Annotated in this window: 21 protein-coding genes; 5 read left to right on the forward strand and 16 right to left on the reverse strand. The window is 73.8% G+C overall.

Features of this window, described 5'->3' with window-relative positions:
* Positions 1-340: 340 nt before the first annotated feature.
* The 13 genes from G5C62_RS02295 to G5C62_RS02355 all read right to left on the reverse strand — a co-directional run bounded on the left by G5C62_RS02295 (position 341) and on the right by G5C62_RS02355 (position 12723).
* Complete coding sequence (locus tag G5C62_RS02295; RefSeq protein WP_164699868.1) at positions 341-1555, reverse strand: NADP-dependent isocitrate dehydrogenase; 1215 nt, start codon at positions 1553-1555, stop codon at positions 341-343.
* Between the two features lie 84 nt (positions 1556-1639).
* Positions 1640-2593: a malate dehydrogenase gene (gene mdh, locus G5C62_RS02300; RefSeq protein WP_036334183.1), complete on the reverse strand. Its 954-nt coding sequence runs from the start codon at positions 2591-2593 to the stop codon at positions 1640-1642.
* Between the two features lie 59 nt (positions 2594-2652).
* Positions 2653-2979: a DUF3017 domain-containing protein gene (locus G5C62_RS02305; RefSeq protein WP_052090876.1), complete on the reverse strand. Its 327-nt coding sequence runs from the start codon at positions 2977-2979 to the stop codon at positions 2653-2655.
* Positions 2976-3845, reverse strand: coding sequence for a bifunctional methylenetetrahydrofolate dehydrogenase/methenyltetrahydrofolate cyclohydrolase (locus tag G5C62_RS02310; RefSeq protein ID WP_036334182.1), 870 nt, complete (start codon positions 3843-3845; stop codon positions 2976-2978). The genes G5C62_RS02305 and G5C62_RS02310 overlap by 4 nt, the downstream gene beginning before the upstream one ends.
* Positions 3846-3946: 101 nt before the next feature.
* Positions 3947-4570 (reverse strand): pentapeptide repeat-containing protein, encoded by a 624-nt coding sequence (locus tag G5C62_RS02315; protein ID WP_036334180.1) that lies wholly within the window; start codon positions 4568-4570, stop codon positions 3947-3949.
* Positions 4567-6117, reverse strand: coding sequence for a bifunctional phosphoribosylaminoimidazolecarboxamide formyltransferase/IMP cyclohydrolase (purH, locus tag G5C62_RS02320; protein WP_036334178.1), 1551 nt, complete (start codon positions 6115-6117; stop codon positions 4567-4569). The genes G5C62_RS02315 and purH overlap by 4 nt, the downstream gene beginning before the upstream one ends.
* On the reverse strand, positions 6114-6770 hold the full coding sequence (purN, locus tag G5C62_RS02325; RefSeq protein ID WP_164699869.1) for a phosphoribosylglycinamide formyltransferase: 657 nt from the start codon (positions 6768-6770) through the stop codon (positions 6114-6116). The genes purH and purN overlap by 4 nt, the downstream gene beginning before the upstream one ends.
* Positions 6771-6819: 49 nt before the next feature.
* Positions 6820-8007, reverse strand: a complete 1188-nt coding sequence (locus tag G5C62_RS02330; protein WP_164699870.1) for a DUF6350 family protein — start codon at positions 8005-8007, stop codon at positions 6820-6822.
* An 85-nt stretch (positions 8008-8092) separates the two neighbouring features.
* Positions 8093-8719, reverse strand: coding sequence for a hypothetical protein (locus G5C62_RS02335; protein ID WP_164699871.1), 627 nt, complete (start codon positions 8717-8719; stop codon positions 8093-8095).
* Positions 8720-8986: 267 nt separating this feature from the next.
* Complete coding sequence (gene sucD, locus G5C62_RS02340) at positions 8987-9865, reverse strand: succinate--CoA ligase subunit alpha (protein WP_036334175.1); 879 nt, start codon at positions 9863-9865, stop codon at positions 8987-8989.
* A gap of 88 nt (positions 9866-9953) precedes the next feature.
* Entirely contained in the window at positions 9954-11117 is a 1164-nt protein-coding gene (gene sucC, locus G5C62_RS02345; RefSeq protein WP_164699872.1) for an ADP-forming succinate--CoA ligase subunit beta, read from the reverse strand.
* 105 nt (positions 11118-11222) lie between these two features.
* A complete protein-coding gene (locus tag G5C62_RS02350) occupies positions 11223-11633 on the reverse strand; it encodes a cobalamin B12-binding domain-containing protein (protein WP_164699873.1) in 411 nt (136 codons plus the stop codon).
* 34 nt (positions 11634-11667) lie between these two features.
* Positions 11668-12723: a hypothetical protein gene (locus tag G5C62_RS02355; RefSeq protein ID WP_241175663.1), complete on the reverse strand. Its 1056-nt coding sequence runs from the start codon at positions 12721-12723 to the stop codon at positions 11668-11670.
* Positions 12724-12885: 162 nt separating this feature from the next.
* Here G5C62_RS02355 and G5C62_RS28470 point away from each other — a divergent pair, with 162 nt between their 5' ends.
* From G5C62_RS28470 to G5C62_RS02370, 3 genes are all read left to right on the forward strand, one after another.
* The gene (locus G5C62_RS28470; RefSeq protein ID WP_164699874.1) at positions 12886-13800 is read left to right on the forward strand and encodes a triacylglycerol lipase; all 915 of its coding nucleotides are present in this window, start codon (positions 12886-12888) and stop codon (positions 13798-13800) included.
* 251 nt (positions 13801-14051) lie between these two features.
* Positions 14052-14906 (forward strand): M23 family metallopeptidase, encoded by an 855-nt coding sequence (locus G5C62_RS02365; RefSeq protein ID WP_241175664.1) that lies wholly within the window; start codon positions 14052-14054, stop codon positions 14904-14906.
* Positions 14907-14938: 32 nt separating this feature from the next.
* On the forward strand, positions 14939-15484 hold the full coding sequence (locus tag G5C62_RS02370) for a GNAT family N-acetyltransferase (RefSeq protein WP_206330435.1): 546 nt from the start codon (positions 14939-14941) through the stop codon (positions 15482-15484).
* Here G5C62_RS02370 and pcrA read toward each other — a convergent pair.
* Positions 15474-17765, reverse strand: coding sequence for a DNA helicase PcrA (gene pcrA, locus G5C62_RS02375; RefSeq protein WP_164699876.1), 2292 nt, complete (start codon positions 17763-17765; stop codon positions 15474-15476). The two genes, G5C62_RS02370 and pcrA, sit on opposite strands and share 11 nt — an antisense overlap.
* 261 nt (positions 17766-18026) lie before the next feature.
* Between pcrA and G5C62_RS02380 the strand changes: the two genes are divergently transcribed.
* Positions 18027-18317, forward strand: a complete 291-nt coding sequence (locus G5C62_RS02380; protein ID WP_036334345.1) for a chorismate mutase — start codon at positions 18027-18029, stop codon at positions 18315-18317.
* A 74-nt stretch (positions 18318-18391) separates the two neighbouring features.
* On the forward strand, positions 18392-19126 hold the full coding sequence (locus tag G5C62_RS02385; protein ID WP_164699877.1) for a PIG-L deacetylase family protein: 735 nt from the start codon (positions 18392-18394) through the stop codon (positions 19124-19126).
* 42 nt (positions 19127-19168) lie between these two features.
* Here G5C62_RS02385 and G5C62_RS02390 read toward each other — a convergent pair whose 3' ends face one another.
* Both G5C62_RS02390 and G5C62_RS02395 read right to left on the reverse strand, forming a co-directional pair.
* Positions 19169-19828, reverse strand: coding sequence for a response regulator transcription factor (locus G5C62_RS02390; RefSeq protein WP_036334343.1), 660 nt, complete (start codon positions 19826-19828; stop codon positions 19169-19171).
* Entirely contained in the window at positions 19825-21063 is a 1239-nt protein-coding gene (locus tag G5C62_RS02395; RefSeq protein WP_164699878.1) for an ATP-binding protein, read from the reverse strand. The genes G5C62_RS02390 and G5C62_RS02395 overlap by 4 nt, the downstream gene beginning before the upstream one ends.
* Between the last annotated feature and the right edge of the window lie 38 nt (positions 21064-21101).

Consider the following 21101-nt stretch of genomic DNA (forward strand, 5'->3'; position numbering starts at 1 on the left):
GGCGGTACGGCGGGATCCGCACCGGGGCAGCCTGCGGCGACCGGCCCGCCCGGCGCGGGCGTCGTCCACAGGGCAGTGATCACCTCGGGCTGGTGGCTGCCTCGAAGGGATCGAGGCAACCAGCAGCCCGATCTCGGCACCGCCCCACGACGCAGGACGGCCCCCGCGACCGGAGGTCACGGGGGCCGTTCTGCGCTACGACAGCTGTCGTCAGGCCATTGCTACGACAGCTGTCGTCAGGCCATTGCTACGACAGCTGTCGTCAGGCCATTGCTACGACAGCTGTCGTCAGGCCATTGCTACGACTGCTGTCGTCAGGCCATTGCTACGACAGCTGTCGTCAGGCCATGGCCTTCTGCAGGTTGCTGTCGATGGCCGCCAGGAAGTCCTGGGTGGTCAGCCACGGGGCGTCCTTGGAGATCAGCAGCGCCAGGTCCTTGGTCATCTGACCGCTCTCGACGGTCTCGATGCAGACCCGCTCGAGGGTCTCGGCGAACCGGGTCACCTCGGGGGTGCCGTCGAGCACGCCGCGGTGAGCCAGACCCCGGGTCCAGGCGAAGATCGACGCGATCGGGTTCGTCGAGGTCTCCTTGCCCTGCTGGTGCTGGCGGTAGTGCCGGGTGACCGTGCCGTGGGCGGCCTCGGCCTCGACGGTCTTGCCGTCCGGGGTGGCCAGCACCGACGTCATCAGGCCGAGCGAGCCGAAGCCCTGGGCCACCGTGTCGGACTGCACGTCACCGTCGTAGTTCTTGCAGGCCCAGACGTAGCCGCCCTCCCACTTGAGGGAGGCGGCGACCATGTCGTCGATCAGCCGGTGCTCGTAGGTGATCCCGGCCGCGTCGAACTGCTCCTTGAACTCGGCCTGGAAGACCTCCTCGAAGATGTCCTTGAACCGGCCGTCGTAGGCCTTCAGGATCGTGTTCTTCGTGGAGAGGTAGACCGGGTAGCCGCGGTTGAGCCCGTAGTTCAGCGAGGCCCGGGCGAAGTCGCGGATCGAGTCGTCGAGGTTGTACATCGACAGCGAGACGCCGGCGCCGGGGGCCTGGAAGACCTCGCGCTCGATCGGCTCGCCGCCGTCCTCGGGGGTGAAGACGACCTTCAGGGTGCCCGCGGAGGGGAACGTGAAGTCGGTGGCGCGGTACTGGTCGCCGTAGGCGTGACGGCCGATGATGATCGGCTTCGTCCAGCCCGGCACCAGCCGCGGCACGTTCTGCATGATGATCGGCTCGCGGAAGATCACGCCGCCGAGGATGTTGCGGATCGTCCCGTTCGGGGAGCGCCACATCTTCTTGAGGCCGAACTCCTCGACCCGCGCCTCGTCCGGGGTGATGGTGGCGCACTTGACGCCGACCCCGTGCTGCTTGATGGCGTTGGCCGCGTCGACCGTGACCTGGTCGTCGGTCGCGTCGCGGTTCTCCATCCCGAGGTCGTAGTACTCGAGGTCGACGTCCAGGTACGGGAGGATCAGCTGGTCCTTGATGAACTGCCAGATGATCCGGGTCATCTCGTCGCCGTCGAGCTCGACGACCTTGCCCTCGACCTTGATCTTGCTCACGTCGTTCTCCTTTGTGCGCTCATGGCCCCGCTGCAGGGCCCCACCGCGCGCGTGCGAGCGGTGGAGGGCAGCGGGGTCCTTCCCTCAGAGGTCGGCTACGTCGGCCTGCTTGGCGCGTACCGCCTCGGCGGCCTCTCGCAGGCCGGCCAGCTCACTGTCGGAGAGGTCGCCTTCGACGACCTTCCGGACACCTTCCCGGCCGATCTCGGCCTCGACCCCCAGGTAGACCCCGGAGATCCCGTACTCGCCGTCGACCCAGGCGCACACCGGCATCACGGCGCCGCTGTCCTCGATCACGGCGCGGGCCATCCGGGCGGCTGCGGCCGACGGCGCGTAGTAGGCGGAGCCGGTCTTCAGCAAGGCCACGACCTCGGCCCCGCCGTTGCGGGTGCGGTCGACCAGGTGGGCGATCCGGTCGGCGGCCAGCACGTCGGCCAGCGGCTTGCCGTCGACGGTGCAACGGGAGGGCACCGGGACCATCGTGTCGCCGTGCGAACCGAGGGTCAGCGTGCGCACCGAGCCGACCGGGACGCCGAGCTCCTCGGCGACGTTGTTGCTGAACCGCGCGGTGTCCAGCATCCCGGCCTGGCCCATGACGCGGGCCTTCGGGAAGCCGGTGGCCAGCTGCGCCAGCGCGGTCATCTCGTCCAGCGGGTTGGACACGACGATGACCACGGCGTCCGGAGAGGTCTGCGCGACGTTCTCGGCGACCTGGCGGACGATGCCGGCGTTGGTCTCGATGAGGTCCATCCGGCTCATGCCGGGCTTGCGCGGCAGCCCCGCGGTGATGACCACGACGTCGGAGTTCTCGGTGCCCGCGTACGAGCCGCCGCCGACCCCCACGACCTGGGTCTCGAAGCCCTCGATCGGGCGCGACTGGTTGATGTCCAGCGCCAGCCCCTCGGGCTTGCCCTCCACGATGTCGGTGAGCACGACCGTCTCGAACAGGTCATACTCCGCCAGCCGCAACGCGGTCGTCGAGCCGTAGAAGCCGGCACCTACCACGGTCACCTTGCCGTTCCGGGCCCGATCTGCCATGCCCGCCAACCTAGCCCCGGGCGGCGTCGTCCGGCCATGCGGGGGCCGCTCCGGGCCGGTCAGGTCGGCGGGATGTTCAGTGCCATGGCCACCAGCGCGACGCCGGCGCACCCCGTCAGGGCGACGTCGACGCGCTGGCTGCGGACGGCGAGGAAGCCGGTGCGACGCAACGGGAGCAGCAACCGCAGCGCGGCCGCGGTGACCAGGGCGAGCCCCATCACGACCAGCCCCTGACGCCACCGGTCACCGGCGACGAGCAGCAGGCCCACCCCGGCGATGACGATGACGGTCAGCAGGGGCCACTGCCGGAGGAAGCCGGCCAGCAGCGGTCGGCGCAGGTAGAGCGGCGACCGGTCGGGCGCCGGCCCGCCGGCGCGCCGGCTCATGCCGTCAGCACCTCGAGCCCGGCCGCCTGCTCGGCGGCGAGGACGACGTTGGCCAGCAGCATCGCCCGGGTCATCGGGCCGACGCCACCGGGGTTGGGGGCCACGAAGCCGGCCACCTCCCGCACGTCCGCGGCGACGTCGCCGGCGATCTTGCCGTCGACCCGGCTGACCCCCACGTCCAGCACGGCCGCCCCGGGCTTGACCATGTCGGCGGTGATCAGCCCCGGGACGCCGGCCGCCGCGACGACGACGTCGGCCGCGCGGGTGTGCGCGGCCAGGTCCCGGGTGCCGGTGTGGCACAGGGTCACGGTCGCGTTCTCGGTGCGCCGGGTGAGCAGCAGGCCCAGCGGGCGGCCGACGGTGATGCCGCGCCCGACCACGACGACCTCCGCACCGGCCAGCGGGACGTCGAAGCGGCGGAGCAGCTCGACGATCCCGACCGGCGTGCAGGGCAGCGCCCCGGGGACGCCGAGCACGAGCCGGCCGAGGTTGACCGGGTGGAGGCCGTCGGCGTCCTTCGCCGGGTCGATCCGCTCGAGCACGACGCTCTCGTCGATGCCGCGCGGCAGGGGCAGCTGCACGATGTAGCCGGTGCAGGCGGGGTCGGCGTTGAGCTCGTCGACGACGGCGAGCACCTCGGCGAGGTCGGCGGTGGCCGGCAGCTCCCGCTGGATGCTGGCGATGCCGACCTGGGCGCAGTCGGAGTGCTTGGCCCCGACGTACCAGCGGCTGCCCGGGTCGTCGCCGACCAGCAGGGTGCCGAGGCCCGGCCGCCGCCCGGCAGCGGCCAGGGCGGCCACCCGCTCGGTCAGCTCCGCCCGGATCGTCGCCGCGGTCGCCTTGCCGTCGAGAGTCGTCGCTGCCACGTGGTGCAGTCTGCCCGATGCGCCCGCCCCCGGGGCTCGACGTGACCGGCCGCTGACCGACCAGCCGTCCGGTGGGGCGACGCCCCGGCCGACCGCAGGTCTCAGTCGGCCACCAGGGCGCCGTGGGAGCGGGTGAACAGCACCGCCTGCACCAGGTCCAGGCGCACGCCGGTGGGGTCGAACCCCCGCCAGTTGACGCCGTCGGTCTCGGCTCCGCGCAGGTCCGCCCCGCGCAGCAGGGTGGACTGCAGCCGCGCCCGCCGGAGGTCGGCCCGGGTCAGGTCGGCGTCGGTCAGGTCGGTGTCGGTGAGGTCGGCCTCGGTCAGCTTCTGGCCGGCCAGGTCGACGCCGGACAGGTCGACACCCCGCAGCGACACGTAGGACCAGTCGGACTCCTCCGAGGTCATCGGCCGCAGCGTGGCACCGGGGAACTGCGAGCCGGTCAGCTTGCAGCCGGTCCAGGTGACGTTGGACAGCTTCGCCCGGTCGAACCGGCAGGAGAGGAACGCCGTCCCCTCGTGCCGGGAGCCCGACAGCGCGGCGCCGGTGAGGACGCAACGCTCGAACACGCACCGGCTGGTGACCAGCTCCGCCATCGAGGCGTCGTCGAAGCGGCAGTCGATGAACGTCACCCGCTCCAACCGCGCCCAGTCCCAGTCGACGCCCGCGAGGTCCTCGTCCTCCCAGACCGTGTCCGGCTCCGGGGGCTGCGGATCCGGCCTCAATGCGCGAAGTGGCGGGTGCCGGTGAGGTAGAGCGTCACCCCAGCGGCCTGCGCGGCGGCGACGACCTCCTCGTCCCGCACCGACCCGCCCGGCTGCACCACGGCCCGCACACCGGCGTCCAGCAGCACCTGCAGCCCGTCGGCGAAGGGGAAGAACGCGTCGGAGGCGGCGACCGAGCCGGTCGCGCGCTCCCCCGCCCTGGCCACCGCGAGCCGGGCGGAGTCGACCCGGTTGACCTGGCCCATGCCGACCCCGACGGTGGCCTTGTCGGCGGCGAGCAGGATGGCGTTGCTCTTCACCGCGCGCACCGACCGCCAGGCGAACACCAGGTCGTCCAGCCCGGCGGCGTCCAGCGGTGCACCGGCGGCCAGCGTCCAGCTGGTGGGGTCGTCGCCCGGGGCGTCGATCCGGTCGGCGGTCTGCAGCAGCAGCCCGCCGCTGATCGCGCGCAGCTCCACCGACAACCGGGGAGCCTCGGGCATGCGCAGCAGCCGGATGTTCTTCTTCGCGGTGAGCACGCCGAGGGCGTCCTCGGTGAACGACGGGGCGACGACGACCTCGGTGAAGACCTCGGAGATCTGCTCGGCCAGGGTCAGGTCGACCTCACGATTGGCGGCGATCACGCCGCCGAAGGCCGAGACCGGGTCGCAGGCGTGCGCCTTGCGGTGCGCGGCGGCGATGTCGGCGCCGACGGCGATCCCGCAGGGGTTGGCGTGCTTGATGATCGCCACGCACGGGTCGGCGTGGTCGTGCGCGGCCCGCCAGGCGGCGTCGGTGTCGACGTAGTTGTTGTAGGACATCTGCTTGCCGTGCAGCTGCTCGGCGTCGGCCAGCCCCGACTGCCCGCTGCGGTACAGAGCCGCGCCCTGGTGCGGGTTCTCGCCGTAGCGGAGGACGTCGGCGCGCTCCCAGCTCCCGCCGACCCACTCGGGGAAGCCGCTCGCGTCGTCCGGGGCGAGCACGTTGCCCATCCACGAGGCGACGGCGACGTCGTAGGCGGCGGTGTGCCGGAACGCCTCGGCCGCCAGCTCCCGGCGCTGCGCCAGGGTGAACCCGCCGGCCCCGACCGCCTCGACCACCTCGTCGTAGCGGCCCGGGTCGACGACGACCGCGACCGAGGGGTGGTTCTTCGCCGCCGCGCGCACCATCGCCGGGCCGCCGATGTCGATCTGCTCGATGCACTCGTCGGGCGAGGCGCCCGAGGCCACCGTGTCGCTGAACGGGTAGAGGTTCACCACGACCAGGTCGAAGGCGGCGATGCCCAGTTCGTCGAGCTGGGCGACGTGCTCGGGCCGGCGCCGGTCGGCGAGGATCCCGGCGTGCACCGCCGGGTGCAGCGTCTTCACCCGACCGTCCAGGCACTCGGGGAAGCCGGTGACCTGCTCGACGGGGGTGACCGGCAGACCTGCGGCGGCGATCCGGGCAGCGGTGGCGCCGGTGCTGACCAGCTCCACCCCGGCGTCGACCAGGCCACGGGCCAGCTCCTCGACGCCGTTCTTGTCGTAGACCCCGAGCAGGGCGCGGCGGACGGGGGTGCGGTCGCTCATCGGGTGCTCTCCTGTGTCGGTGCGTCGGTGGGGGGCAGTCCGGCGGCCTGGACCACGAGGCCGGCCAGGGTCTGCACCAGGAGCTCCCGCTCCACGTCCTTGATCCGTTCGTGCAGGCGCTCCTCGTCGTCCCCGGGCAGCACCGGCACCGGGCGCTGGGCGAGCACCGGGCCGGTGTCGACGCCCGAGTCGACGAGGTGGACGGTCGCGCCGGTGGTGGGGACGCCGGCGGCCAGGGCGTCCCGGACGGCGTGGGCGCCGGGGAAGGCCGGCAGCAGCGCCGGGTGGGTGTTGACCACCCGGCCACCGAACGCACCCAGGACGGCGGGGCCCAGCAGCTTCATGAAGCCGGCGCAGACGACCCAGTCCGGCCGGTGGCGGGCCAGCTCCGCGGCCAGCGCAGCGTCCCAGCCGGCCCGGTCGGGGGCGTCGCGCAGGGCGAGGACGAAGGTGGGGACGCCGGCGTTGCGCGCGTGCGCCAGCCCGGGGGCGTCGGCGCGGTCGGAGCCGACGGCGACGACCTCGGCGGGGTACCCCGGCGTGGCGGTGGCGGCCAGCAGTGCGGCGCACAGCGTGCCGGCCCCGGACAGCAGGACCACGACGCGGGCCCGATCGGGGCCAGACCGCGGGACGGCGGTCGCGTCGGCGGACACGTTCGCCAACCCTAGCCGTCACCTCCGGCGGGGCCGACCGCGGCCGGGGTCAGCCCCGCGAGCGCCAGCGGCTGACGGCGGCGGCCACGGCCGCGGCGAGGGCCGCCTGGGCGGCGATCGCCAGCCCCGTGGCGAGCGCCGGCGCACCCACCTCGGCCAGCGCCGCGTCACCGAGCCGACCCCCGGCGACCAGCACCCACAGCCCGGCGCACACCCCGACACCCAGCCCGGCGACCACGCCCCACAGCGCAGCGATCACCGTGCCGCCGTCGTCGTCCCCGAGTCGACGACCGACCACCGCACCCGTGACCAGGCCCGCCACCGCGGGCAGGGCCTGGGAGAGGAAGGCCAGCAGCGGCACCGCCTGCGTGTCGGGCAGCGCGGCGAGCAGCGGCAGTGCGGGCACGCTGCCCAGCGTCACCCCACTGGTGGACACGAACGTCCCGGCGCCCACCAGGAAGCCGGGGCCGGCGGCGAGGCCCATCACCGCGGCCACGGCGTTGGGCAGCAGCAGCAGGCTCAGCCCCACCTGCCCGGCGGCTCCGGCACCGGCGCCGCCGAGGCCGGTGATGACCCGGCCGAGCCCGGCCACGTCGTGCACGAGGGCCACCGCGACCACCGCGGTGCAGCAGGCGGCCAGCGCCAGGGTCCCGGCGGCGACCGCGCGCAGGACCACCCGGCCGGGACCGGGGAACCGGTCGACGAGCTCCGCGCCCAGGCCCGAGTCGCGCAGCACTCCCAGCCCGCCGGCGACGAGCGCGACGACGCCGGCTCCCAGCACCGCACGCGGCAGGGGGACGGAGGCACCCGGTGCGTCGACGACCAGCGCCAGGCCGGCGGTGAGGGCGACGTGGACGGCGACGACGACCGCCAGCACCACCGCCGCTCCCCCTGCGGTGCGCGACCGCCGGAGAGCCGCCACCGACCCTGCTGCCCGGCTGATCCCCCAGGCGATCCCCGCGGTCACCGCCAGCGGCGCGAGCCGCAACGGGCCCGAGGACAGCTGGAGCTCTGCGCCCTGCCCGAGCAGCCACAGCTGACCGGCCACCCGCGCGGAGGCCGTCAGCGGCAGCCCACCGTCGGGGTCCAGGGTCTGGACGACGACGACGGCGAGGGTCAGGCCGGCCAGTCCCAGGACCGACACGGCCAGCGCTGCGGCCACGGCCAGGACGCCGGTCAACCTGGTGCGACGCTCCCCCGACCCGACGGAGGGCAGGCGCGTCCGCACGGAGGTCACCCCTCCACTGTCGCAAGGCACACGGGGCCTGGCCCGGCGCACGCGCCGGGGCGACTCAAGTCACGGTCCCGGCCGTGGCAGGGGGTCAGCGGTCAGCTGCAGGCCGTGGTCGGTCGGGGCCGACCGGCGGCTGCCAGGGCTCGGCAGGCTGCCCGTACCGCGGCTGCCCGGGGTGCGGCTGCCCGTGGTGCGGCTGTCCCCAGCCCGTCGGCTGTCCGTAGTGCGGTCGGCCGTACTGGGGTAGCCCGCCCAGCGGCCCTCCGTGCTGCAGCGACTGGCTCCCACCCGGCCGGCTCCCGGTGGGCGCCCCGGCCGGGCCGGCCTGCCGGCCGGACCACGCGCGGAGCTCGGGCAGCAGGGACGCCGCGGCCAGCACGGTCACGGCGGCGGCGACGAGGACGCCCAGCAGCGCGGGGAACTGGAAGCCGTAGTCGAGGCTCCGCAGCCACGCGATGAGCGTGCACAGCAGCGCGAGCGCGGCCAGGACGACGGCCGGTGCGGCGCGCAGGAAGCCGGCCCGGGCCGGGCGGACGGCGGGGAGCACCGCCCACGCTCCCGCGCCGAGCAGCAACAGCGCGCTCAGCACGACCAGTGCGGAGAACTCGTACCCGCTGGCCGTGATCCGGCCGGCGAAGTCGAAGGTGACCGAGGCCCACGGGAGGAGACCGACGAGCAGGTAGAGGAGGGCTCCCCCGGCCACCAGGAGGTCCATCGTCGTCAGTCGACTCCGGTCGAACCCGCGGCCGGCCGCGGGTCCGCCCGCTGGCGGGGGCGGTGGCACCCAGGCCGGCTCGGGACCACTCGACGTCATCGTGGGCTCCTCGTGCGTGGACGGTCGGGTACGGGCGAGCACCCGCGAGTCTCCGCCGTCCCGGCGCCGACGGGCACCCCGGGCACGCCGCTGCCCGGCACCCTCCGGAGAGAGGCCGGGCAGCAGCGGTGCAGTTCAGCCCCGTCCCGGGGAGGACGGGGTCCTTCGTCAGCCGCCGACGATCTCCCGCATGAGGCGGGCGGCCTCCGACGGGGTCTTGCCGACCTTCACACCGGCGGCCTCGAGGGCCTCCTGCTTGGCAGCGGCCGTGCCGGCCGAGCCGGAGACGATGGCGCCGGCGTGGCCCATCGTCTTGCCCTCGGGGGCGGTGAAGCCGGCGACGTAGCCGACGACCGGCTTGGTCACGTTGGCCTTGATGAAGTCCGCGGCCCGCTCCTCGGCGTCGCCGCCGATCTCGCCGATCATCACGATCGCCTCGGTCTCCGGGTCGTCCTGGAACGCCTGGAGGCAGTCGATGTGCGTCGTCCCGATGACCGGGTCACCGCCGATGCCGACGGCGGTGGAGAAGCCGATGTCCCGGAGCTCGTACATCATCTGGTAGGTCAGCGTGCCGGACTTGCTGACCAGCCCGATCTTGCCGGCCTGGGTGATGTTGGCCGGGATGATGCCGGCGTTGGACCGCCCGGGGCTGATCAGCCCGGGGCAGTTCGGGCCGATGATGCGGGTGGAGCCGCCCTGGGCGTGCGCCCAGAAGTAGGTCGAGTCGTGCACCGGGATGCCCTCGGTGATGACCACGGCCATCCCGATCTGGGCGTCGACGGCCTCGAGGACGGCGTCCTTGGCGAACTTCGGCGGCACGAAGACGACGGTGACGTCGGCCCCGGTCTCCTTCATCGCGTCGGCGACGGAGCCGAAGACGGGGACGGTCGTGCCGTCGAAGTCGACGGACTGACCGGCCTTGCTGGGGTTCACGCCACCGACGACGGCGGTGCCGGAGGCGAGCATCCGCGCAGTGTGCTTGCGGCCCTCGGATCCGGTGATGCCCTGGACGATGACCTTGCTGTTCTCGGTGAGGAAGATCGACATCTCTGCTGTGTCCTGTTCAGTAGAAGGACCTCGTCCTCCTCACCCCTCGCGAGCTCGGGGCGAGCCTCTGGACGAGGCCAGAAGACGGTTAGGAGGCGGCGAGCTCGGCGGCGCGGCGGGCGGCGCCGTCCATGGTGTCGACCACGGTCACCAGGGGGTGGGCGGCCTCGGCGAGGATCCGCCGGCCCTCCTCCACGTTGTTGCCGTCCAGCCGCACGACCAGCGGCTTGGTGGCCTCGTCGCCGAGCAGGCCCAGCGCCGAGACGATGCCGTCGGCCACGGCGTCGCAGGCGGTGATCCCGCCGAAGACGTTGACGAAGACGCTCTTCACGGCCGGGTCGGACAGGATGACGCCCAGCCCGTCGGCCATCACCTGGGCGGAGGCGCCACCGCCGATGTCCAGGAAGTTGGCCGGGCGGACGCCGCCGAACTCCTCACCGGCGTAGGCGACGACGTCCAGCGTGCTCATGACCAGGCCGGCACCGTTGCCGATGATGCCCACCTGGCCGTCCAGCTTGACGTAGTTGAGGCCCTTCTCCTTGGCCGCGGCCTCCAGCGGGTCGGCGGCGGCGGAGTCCTCGAGGGCGTCGTGCTCGCCGTGCCGGAAGGAGGCGTTCTCGTCCAGGGTGACCTTCGCGTCCAGGGCGAGCACGGTGCCGTCGGGCGCCTTGGCCAGCGGGTTGATCTCGACCAGGGTGGCGTCCTCCTTGCTGAAGACGTCCCACAGCTGGACGGCGATGGCGATCACCTGGTCGCGGACCTCGGCCGGGAAGCCGGCGGCGTCGACGATCTCGGCGGCCTTCTGGGCGTCGACACCGATCGAGGCGTCGACGGGGACCCGGGCCAGCGCCTCCGGGCGCTCGACGGCGAGCGTCTCGATCTCGACGCCGCCCTCGACCGAGGCCATGGCGAGGAAGGTGCGGTTGGAACGGTCGAGCAGGTAGGAGAAGTAGTACTCCTCGGCGATGTCGCTGGCCTGGGCGACCATCACCCGGTGGGTGATGTGCCCCTTGATGTCCAGCCCGAGGATGTCCTGTGCCCGCGCCTTGGCGGCCTCAGGGTCGTCGGCCAGCTTCACGCCGCCGGCCTTCCCGCGGCCGCCGACCTTCACCTGCGCCTTCACGACGACCGGGGCGGAGATCTCGCGGGCGATCGCCTCCGCCTCCTCGGGCGTCTCGGCTACGCCGCCGGGGAGCACGGGCACGCCGTGCGAGGCCAACAGGTCACGGGCCTGGTACTCGAAGAGATCCACGAGCAAGGACCGTAGCCCGCCCCCGGGGTGCCCGCGTCAGGTGCCCTCCGACCGAGGGGGACGTCTCACCCGTCTCTTCCGCTGAGCGGGCACCGGACGAGGCGGTCAGGCCTCGGCGGAGACGCCCACGTGCTCCCGGACCCAGCCCACGATCTCCTCGGTGCTCGCGCCCGGGGTGAACACCCGGGCCACCCCGAGCTGGGCCAGCTCGGGCAGGTCGGCGTCGGGGATGATCCCGCCCCCGAAGACGACGACGTCGTCGACGTCCCGCTCGCGGAGCAGCTCGGTGAGCCGCCGGAACAGCGTCATGTGCGCGCCGGAGAGCACCGAGAGCCCGACCGCGTCGGCGTCCTCCTGGACGACGGTGTCCACGATCTGCTCGGGCGTCTGGTGCAGCCCGGTGTAGACGACCTCCATGCCGGCGTCGCGGAGCGCCCGGGCCACGATCTTGGCGCCCCGGTCATGGCCGTCGAGGCCCGGCTTGGCGATCACGACTCGAATGCGCTCGGCTGCCACGACCTCGACTCTAGGGGCGCGAGGGTGGCCCACGTCACCCCTGAGCGGGGGAACCGCGCCGCCAGCGCCAGGCCAGCAGCGTGAGCCCCACCGCGCCGAGGGCCAGCACCAGCAGGCCGGCGCCCGGCACGGTCCACTCCAGGTCGGGGCTGGACCAGGCATCGCGGAGCCCGGTCAGCGCGCTGTCCAGCAGGAAGACGGCGACGGCGAGCAGGCCGCCGACGGCGGCGAGCCGGGGCCGCAACGACGGCGCGACGACGGCGGCCAGCACGAGCGCGCCGGCCAGCAGCAGCCCGCCCAGCAGGGCCAGCCCGGGTCGCTCCAACAGCGCCTGCGGCCCCTCCTGCTCCACGACGACCTCCAGCCCGGTCAGCGGGTCGGTCACCACCCGGTCCGGGACGTCCGCTGCGGGCAGCGCCAGTGCCAGCACCGCCGCGACGCCGAGGAGCGCCGCCGCGCCGGCGAGCACCGGCCGCAGGGGGTCCAGCGCCGCGCCGTCGTCCATCACGGTGCGGCTCCAGGCGGCGAAGGCGGTCAGGCCGGCGAGGACGGCGAGGCTCAGGGCGAGGACCCCGAGCACCCAGCCGGCGGCGGTCTCCACCGAGCTGGTGAGCACCAGCTCGCCGGCCAGCACCTCGACCGCCGGCCGGGTTGTCGACCCCTGCCCCCGATGGAGCTCGATGAGCAGCCGGCCCACGGCCAGCGCACCGGTGACCGCCGCGTAGGCCAGGCCGAGCCGAGGCACCCGCCCGAGAGCCAGCCCGGCGCCCACCGCGATCGAGGCGACCGGCGCCACGAGGGAGACGACGGCGTCCAGCGCCCCCCGCACCGGGCTCACCGCGACCCCCCCGACCACGAGGTAGGTCGGGAACAACGCCGCGGCGCCGGCCAGCCCGGCGAGTAGCAGGAGCACCCCGCAGATCCGGGCCAGCACGGGGACCGCCCCGACGACGAGCTGGTCGGGGCCGGGGGCGGACGGCGCGGTGACACCGGCCCGGGAGCCTCCGGAGCGGCGGGCCGCGGAGGCGCGCGCGGCGGCAGGCCGGCCTGGCTCGCCGGTGCGGGCGGGGTCGCGGTCACGGGCGGGCACTGGGGTTCTCCTCGGATCGGGCTCTCTGGCCGCGAGCGCGTGTCGCGTGACAGTTGTGTGACGTTCAACACAACGGGGCATTACGGTCCCCTGAACCGAGCACACCACTGCTCATGTCGCGCCGCCCGGCGCGGTGCCGAGGCGGACGGGAGGGGGAACGGCGTGCACGAGCCCGTTCTGCCCTCCGCACCAGCCTGGCACGCCCCGCGCGCTGGAGCAGGGAGCGACGTCCCCGCGACGCCGACACTGCCTCGCCGCACCGGCCTCCGGCGACTGGTCTCCCCCGCTGCACTCACCGGCAGCCTCACCGAGCTGGCCTGGGTGGGCGCACACACCTTGCTCTACCCGCTGGGCACCCGCACCGAGCGGCTGCGCCCCGACGGGAGCTACCGCCCCGGCGCACAGCCCGCCGCCGTCCGCGCCCTGTTCGCCGCCGACCCCCTCGCCGCCCGGATCCCCGTCGTGCTGGTCCACGGGCTGATCGACAACCGGTCGGTGTTCACGGTGATGCGCCGCAGCCTCCGCCGGCGTGGCTTCGCCCAGGTCTGCACCTGGAACTACAGCCCGCTGCTGCGCGACGTGCAGAGCGCTGCCGAGGCACTCGGCCAGCACATCGAGGAGGTCTGCCGGGCGACCGGGCACGACCGGGTGCACGTGGTCGGCCACAGTCTCGGCGGACTGGTCGCCCGGTACCTCGTGCAGCGCCTGGGCGGCGACGCGCGGGTGGAGTCGCTGGTGACCCTCGGGACGCCGCACGGCGGGAGCCGGTGGGCGCACGTCCTGCCCACCCGCCTGGTGCGCCAGCTGCGGCCGGGGTCGGACCTGTTCCAGGAGCTCGCCGCCCCGGCGCCGGAGTGCCGCACCCGCGTGACGGCGGTCTACAGCGACCTGGACCAGATGGTCGTGCCGTCGTCGGCCGGGCGTTGCGAGCACCCCGATCTCCAGGCCCGCAACGTGCTCGTGCCGGGCGTCGGGCACATGTCGCTGCCGATCCACCGGGGCGTGGTCGACGAGGTCGCCGCGACCCTGGCCGGCCTGCGCAGCTCCGAGGCCGACACCCCCGCCGCTGCCGCCTGACCACGACGACAACACCTGCCAAGCGCGGGTGTCGTCACTCATGGTTTGTGGTGTCGACACGCGCTGTCAGATCGTTGAACCACCCACCGCCCCTCCGTAGCGTCGCGAATGACACCGATGGGATTTCCACCGGCGTCACCGAACCGCAGCACCAGCACCCACCGCTCCGCGCGGCCGCTGGTGCTCGACGACGCCCGGCTCCCCGCGGCGTGCTGCCCGGGAGGTGCCCGATGTCCCGTGTACGAACACTCGTGGGCCGCACGCAGTCCGAGATCGTCCCCGCCGTCGCCCCCACCGGCCCGTCCGGCGACTGGGCCGACGACTTCGACGACGACTGGGACTGGGACCGCGAGTGGGCGGCCACCCAGGACGCCGACCCGAGCACCGCCGCCCGCGCCGCGGCCGCCCCCGACGAGACTCCGGCGAGCCCCCCGGGCGACGTCGTGCGACGGGCGTTCCCCCGCCCGCCGCGGCGCCGGGCACCCGCGCTGCTGGCCATCGCCGTCGCCGGCGCCCTGGCGACCTCGCTGCTGGGCGGACTCGGTGACCCGGAGCCCGCCCCGATGGCCTCCGGAGTGGACTACGGGCTGGGGCTGGCCGATGCCAGCTTCGCCGGCGGCGTGGACGTCGAGGGCGCACGCGGGGAGATCAGCCAGGCAGAGGCCCAGGCCCGGCTGAGCGAGATCGCCGCCTCCCGGGCCGCCCGCGAGCCGGACTTCGTCGTCCCCACCACCGGCCGGCTGACCACGTGCTTCTGCCAACGCTGGGGCACCATGCACTGGGGTCTCGACCTCGCTGCCCCGCTCGGCACCCCGATCTTCGCCGCGGCCGACGGGGTCGTGCTGCGCGCCGGGCCGGCGTCGGGCTACGGCAACGCCGTGTACATCCAGGACGCCGACGGGAACGTCCAGATCTACGGGCACATGCGCTACTACGACGTGTCAGCCGGCGACGTCGTCTCGGCCGGCGAGCAGATCGCCAAGGTCGGCAACCAGGGCCAGTCGACCGGGCCGCACCTGCACTTCGAGATCCACCGCGGTGGGATGAACGGCAAGCCGATCGACCCCGAGGACTGGCTCGCCGAGCGGGGCCTGTCCGTCGGCTGACCCAGGCCGGTGGCCCCCGGCAGACTGGCCCCGTGACCTCCGCCAACCCGCCGTCCGGTCCGTCCGTGCGGTTGGTCCAGCTCCCGGCTGCGGTGTTCACCGCTCTGGCCGCCGGTGATCTCGCCGCGGCCGACGAACTCAGCCCGGTGCCGCTGACCGCGTACTTCGCCGGCCCGGACTGGGCGTCCGTGTGGCGCCGGCGCGCCGCACAGTTGACCACCCACCCCGAGGACGCCGGCTGGATCACCCGGGTCATCTGGGACCCCACCCGCCGGGCAGCCGTCGGGCGGGCGGGGTTCCACGGCGCGCCTGATCGCGACGGCATGGTCGAGATCGGCTACGCCGTGGCACCCGTGTGGCGCCGGCAGGGCTATGCCCGGGCCGCCTTCGAGCAGTTGCTCACCCGCGCACGGGCTGAGCCCGCGGTACGCACCGTCCGGGTGACCATCAGCCCGACCAACACCGCCTCCCGGGCCCTGGCGCTCCCCTACGGCTTCGTGCCGGTCGGCGAGCAGGAGGACGACGAGGACGGTCTCGAGCTGGTCTACGAGGTCGCCGCCGACGACCTCAGAGCTTGACGAGCGGGGCGTAGCGCAGCACGAGCCGCTTGGTGCCGCCGGAACCGAAGTCGACCGTGGCCTGCGCCTTGTCGCCGGCGCCGTTGATCTCAACCACCGTGCCGAGCCCGAAGGCGTCGTGACTGACCCGGTCGCCGACGTCGACGCTGATCACGGCCCGGTTGCCCGCACCGCCGTGCAGGCCCCCGGTCGACAACCCGGTCGAGGCGACCCGGGCCTGGGCGGAGCTCATCGGCTTGCTGGGCGCCGGCTCCATCCGCTCCCAGTGGACGGCGTCGGACGGCAGTTCGTCGAGGAACCGGGACGGCGGGTTGTAGGCCGGCTGCCCCCAGCTGGTGCGCACCATCGCCCGGGAGAGGAACAGCCGCTGCCGCGCCCGGGTGATGCCCACGTAGGCCAGCCGCCGCTCCTCCTCCAGCTCCCGCGGGTCACCGAGGGCCCGCAGGTGCGGGAAGACGCCGTCCTCCAGGCCGGTGAGGAAGACCACCGGGAACTCCAGGCCCTTGGCCGTGTGCAGGGTCATCAGCGTGACCACGCCGGCCTCGTCGCCGCTGACCGGGATCTGGTCGGCGTCGGCGACCAGCGAGACCTGCTCGAGGAACTCGGTGACGGTGCCGCCGGGGTTGGCCGCCTCGAACTCGGCGGCCACCGAGATGAGCTCGTTGAGGTTGTCGACCCGCCCCTCGTCCTGCGGGTCGGTGCTGGCCTCCAGCTCGGCGAGGTAGCCGGTGCGGTCCAGCACGCTCTCCAGCAGCGCCGCCGGGCCCGAGCCGGTCTCGACGAGCTGCTCGAACTCCTCCAGCAGCGCGACGAACTCCTGGATCGCCTTGAGCGACCGGGTGGCCAGGTCACCGACCTCCGAGCACCGGCGCAGCGCGCTGGCGAACGGGATCCGCTCACGGTCGGCGAACCGCTCGACGCACGCCTCGGCCCGCTCGCCGATGCCGCGCTTGGGGGTGTTCAGCACCCGCCGCAGGCTCACCACGTCGGCCGGGTTGGCGACCACCTTGAGGTAGGCGACCGCGTCCCGGACCTCCCGGCGCTCGTAGAAGCGCACCCCGCCGACGACCTTGTAGGGCATGCCGACCCGGATGAACACCTCCTCGAAGACCCGGGAGGCGTTGTTGGTGCGGTAGAAGACCGCGATGTCCTTGGGTTGCGCCTTGCCCTCGTCGGTGAGCGCGTCGATCTGCTCGGCGACCCAGGCAGCCTCGTCGTGCTCGTTGTCGGCGACGTAGCCCTCGATCAGCTCGCCGTCCCCGGCGTCGGACCAGAGGTTCTTCGGCCGGCGGGCGGTGTTGCGGGCGATCACCTGGTTGGCCGCGCGCAGGATGCGCTGGGTGGAGCGGTAGTTCTGCTCCAGCACGATGGTCGTGGCGTCGGGGTAGTCGCGCTCGAACTCGTCGATGTTCCGGATCGTCGCGCCGCGGAAGGCGTAGATCGACTGGTCGGCGTCCCCGACGACGCACAGCTCGGCCGGTGGCACCGGGCCACCGTGCGTGCCGACCAGCTCGCGGACCAGCACGTACTGGGCGTGGTTGGTGTCCTGGTACTCGTCGACCAGGACGTGCCGGAACCGGCGGCGGTAGTGCTCGGCCACGTCGGGGAAGGCCTGGAGCAGGTGCACCGTGGTCATGATCAGGTCGTCGAAGTCCATCGCGTGCGCCTCGCGCAGCCGCCGCTGGTAGAGCGTGTACGCCTCCTTCAGCACCTTCTCCGGTGCCGTCTGCGGGGCGTAGGACTCCTCGTCCACGAGCTCGTTCTTCAGGTTCGAGACCTGGTTGGCCAGGCCGCGACCGGGATACCGCTTGGCGTCGAGGTCCAGGTCGCGGGCGACCATCGTCATCAGCCGGACCGAGTCGCCCTGGTCGTAGATGGTGAACGAGCTCTTCATGCCGAGCTTGCCGGCCTCGGCGCGCAGGATGCGCACGCACATCGAGTGGAACGTGGACACCCACATCGCCCGGGCCCGCGGGCCGACGAGGGCGGCGACGCGCTCCTTCATCTCGCCGGCGGCCTTGTTGGTGAAGGTGATCGCCATGATCTCGCCGGGCTGCACGCCGCGGGCACCGAGCAGGTAGGCGATGCGGTGGGTGAGCACCCGCGTCTTGCCCGACCCCGCGCCGGCGACGATGAGCAGCGGACTGCCCTCGTGCACCGTGGCCTCGCGCTGCGGGCCGTTCAGGCCGGCGAGCATCCGGTCGAGCTCGCGGCCGATCTGGCCGGACGTGTGCCGGGGGAGCGCGGCGGTGCCGGGGAGGGTGTGCTGGGGGCTGCTCATGACCCGCCCACTCTAAGCCGGGGCACCGACGACCACCGGGGCGCGCGTGTCGCCTGGGGACGGCGTGACCTGGCCGCGCGGTCCGTGGTGTGACAGACTCCTCGACGTGCTGACGCATCGCGAGTTTTCCTACGGCCACCGGGTTCCGGTGTCCGTACTCGCTGGCTGATCAGCCACCGCACACGACGCCCCGGGCCCAAGGCCCCGGGGCGTTTTCTGTGTCCCGGGTCCGACGGCCTCACACCCGCCCCGGAGGACCCGATGAGCAGCACCCTCTCCCCCAGCGTCTCCACCGAGCGCCCTGCCGACCCGGCCGAGCACATCGACGCGCTGCGCGCCGAGATCGACGCCTGCGACGCGCAGATCATCGAGCTGGTCCAGCGCCGGCTGGCCGTCTCCCAGGAGATCGGCGCGCTGCGCACCGCCTCGGGCGGCATGCGGCTGTCGCTGTCCCGCGAGCAGCGGGTCCTCGCCCGCTTCCGCACCGCGCTCGGTCCGGACGGCGCCGCACTCGGGATGATGCTGCTGCGTCAGGGCCGCGGCCGGCTCTGAGGGAGGGTCACCCTCCCCCAGGCCTCGTGAGCTCGACCGGGGCCCTGGAGGGTGCCCATAAGCTGCGGCGCGTGATGCCGCTCCCCACTGCCCCCGCCGAGCACGTCGACCGCGTCCTGTGCGTGCTCGCCCACCCCGACGACGTCGACTTCGGCAGCGCCGGCACGGTCGCCACCTGGACGGCGGCGGGCACGGAGGTCACCTACTGCATGGTGACCGACGGGGACGCCGGGGGCTTCGACGAGACCCCGCGCGACCAGATGGGCCCGTTGCGCCGCGAGGAGCAGCGAGCTGCGGCCGCGGCGGTGGGTGTCACCGACGTCCGGTTCCTCGGGTACCCGGACGGGCGGCTCGAGCCGACCCTGGACCTGCGCCGCGACATCAGCCGGGTGATCCGCCAGGTGCGGCCGCAGCGGGTGCTCACCAGCTCACCCGAGCGCTTCTGGGAGCGGATCGGCGCCAGCCACCCCGACCACATGACCGTGGGCGAGTCCACGTTGCGTGCGGTGTACCCCGACGCCCGCAACCCCTTCGCCTTCCCCGAGCTGCTGGCCGACGAGGGCCTGGACGCCTGGACGGTGTCGGAGGTGTGGCTGGGCGGCGGCCCCCGCTCGGACCACGCCGTGGACGTCACCGACGTGCTCGACCGCAAGCTCGCCGCACTGCGCTCGCACGTCAGCCAGGTCTCGCACTGGCCCGAGGGCCAGTTGCAGGAGTTCCTGACCGGCTGGATGCAGCAGAACGCGCGTGCCCACGGCCTGCCCGACGGCCGGTTGGCCGAGGCCTTCCACGTGGTGCACACCGGCTGACCTGGCGCCCGACCGACCGCACCGCGGCCACCGGCCGCCGCGTCACAGCAGGCGGTTGGTGGCCGCCCAGCGGGTGAGCTCGTTCCGGTTGGACAGCTGCAGCTTGCGCAGCACGTTGGAGGCGTGCGACTCCACCGTCTTCACCGAGATGAACAGCCGCCCGCCGATCTCCCGGTAGGTGTAGCCGCGGGCCAGCAGCTGCATCACCTCGCGCTCGCGGGCCGACAGCAGGTCCAGGCCCGGGTCGGTGGCCGGGTCCTCGGCGGGGACCGGTGCGGCGGGCCCGGCGGAGAAGGCGTCCAGCACGAAACCGGCCAGCCGGGGGCTGAAGACGACGTCGTCCTCGGCGACCCGGCGGACGGCGTCCCGCAGGTCGGCCCCGGAGATCGTCTTGGTGACGTACCCGCGGGCCCCGGCCCGGATGACGGCGATGACGTCCTCGGCGGCGTCGGAGACCGACAGCGCCAGCCACCGGGTCTCGGGCAGCTCGGTGCGCAGCGACTCGAGGACGGCGTGGCCACCCCCGCCGGGCAGGTGCACGTCGAGCAGGACGACGTCCGGTGTGCTGGCCCGGATGCCGGCCACCGCGGTCGGGACGTCGGCTGCCTCGCCGACCACCTCGACCTCCTCGCCCAGCTCGGCGCGCACGCCGGCGCGGACCATCGCGTGGTCGTCGACCAGGAAGACCCGGGTGCGGTTCACAGCGACGCCTCCACCTGTGCACGTGGGAGGCAGAGCTCCACCTCGGTCCCCTCTCCCGGCGCGGACCGCACCGTTGCCGTGCCGCCCAGTCGGGTCAGCCGCCCCACCACCGAGTCGCGCAGTCCGCGCCGGTCTCCCGGTACGGCGGCGGGGTCGAACCCGGTCCCGCGGTCCCGGACGAAGACCGCCACCGAGCCCGGCGTCACCTCGCTGTACAGCGAGACCGACGGCGCACCCGAGTGCTTCGCCGCGTTGACGACCGCCTCCCGGGCGGCCTGGCCGAGGGTGGCGACCGCGTCGTCGACGGGCAGGTCACCGACGACGACGGGCTCGACGGTGACGGCGTGGTCGGCCTCCACCTCGGCCACCAGTCGGGCGACCAACCCGGCCCAGGTGCCGCCGGTGGCGACGGTCGGCTCGTACAGCCAGGCCCGCAGCTCCCGCTCCTGGCTGCGGGCCAGCCGGTTCACCACCGTGGGGTCGGCCGCGTGCCGCTGGATCAGCGCGAGGGTCTGCAGCACCGAGTCGTGCAGGTGGGCGGCGACCGCGGCGCGCTCCTCGGAGCGGATCCGGGCAGCCCGCTCGGCCGCGCGCTGGTCCAGCAGCCGGCGCCACAGCGGGGCGGTCGCCAGTGTCAGGCCGACGAGGATCACCACGGTGGCGGTGAAGCCGTTGCGGGCGTTGGCCAGCTGCCCGGTGGTGGCCAGCAGCAGCACCACACCGACCACGCCGACGACGACGCCGGCGGCCAGTCCCCAGCGACTGGTGCGTCGGGAGAGCGAGGCGTCGGTCTCGGTCTGCCGCCAGATCAGCGCCAGCCCGATCCCGGCGAGCGCCAGCGGCAGGACGACGTCGTAGCCGCCGAAGGTGAGCAGCTGGGAGACCAGCCCGAAGACGACGAAGGACAGCAGCGCCAGCAGGATCATCTGGCGGCGGCTGGGGCGCTGCCCGATGACGGCGGTCGGGTCGTCCTCCCCGGACGGGTCGGCGACCGGCATGGTCAGCCACAGCAGCGCGTAGGCGACGACGCCGACCCCGGTGAACGCCAGCCCGACCACGACGACCCGCACCACGAGCGGGTCCAGGCGCAGGTGCGCGGCGGTGCCGGCGACCACCCCGGCCAGCAGTCGGTCGCCGGCCGGTCGCGCCAGCGGAGGACGGGCCGGACGGCCGTCGGGGAGCCGGGCCGCGGCCGGGGCGGGATGCCCGGCCGCCGGCGCGGTGCTGGTGGTCACGACACCGATGGTGTCACCGTCCCCGCACCACGCACACC

This window comes from Modestobacter sp. KNN46-3 (assembly GCF_011039295.1).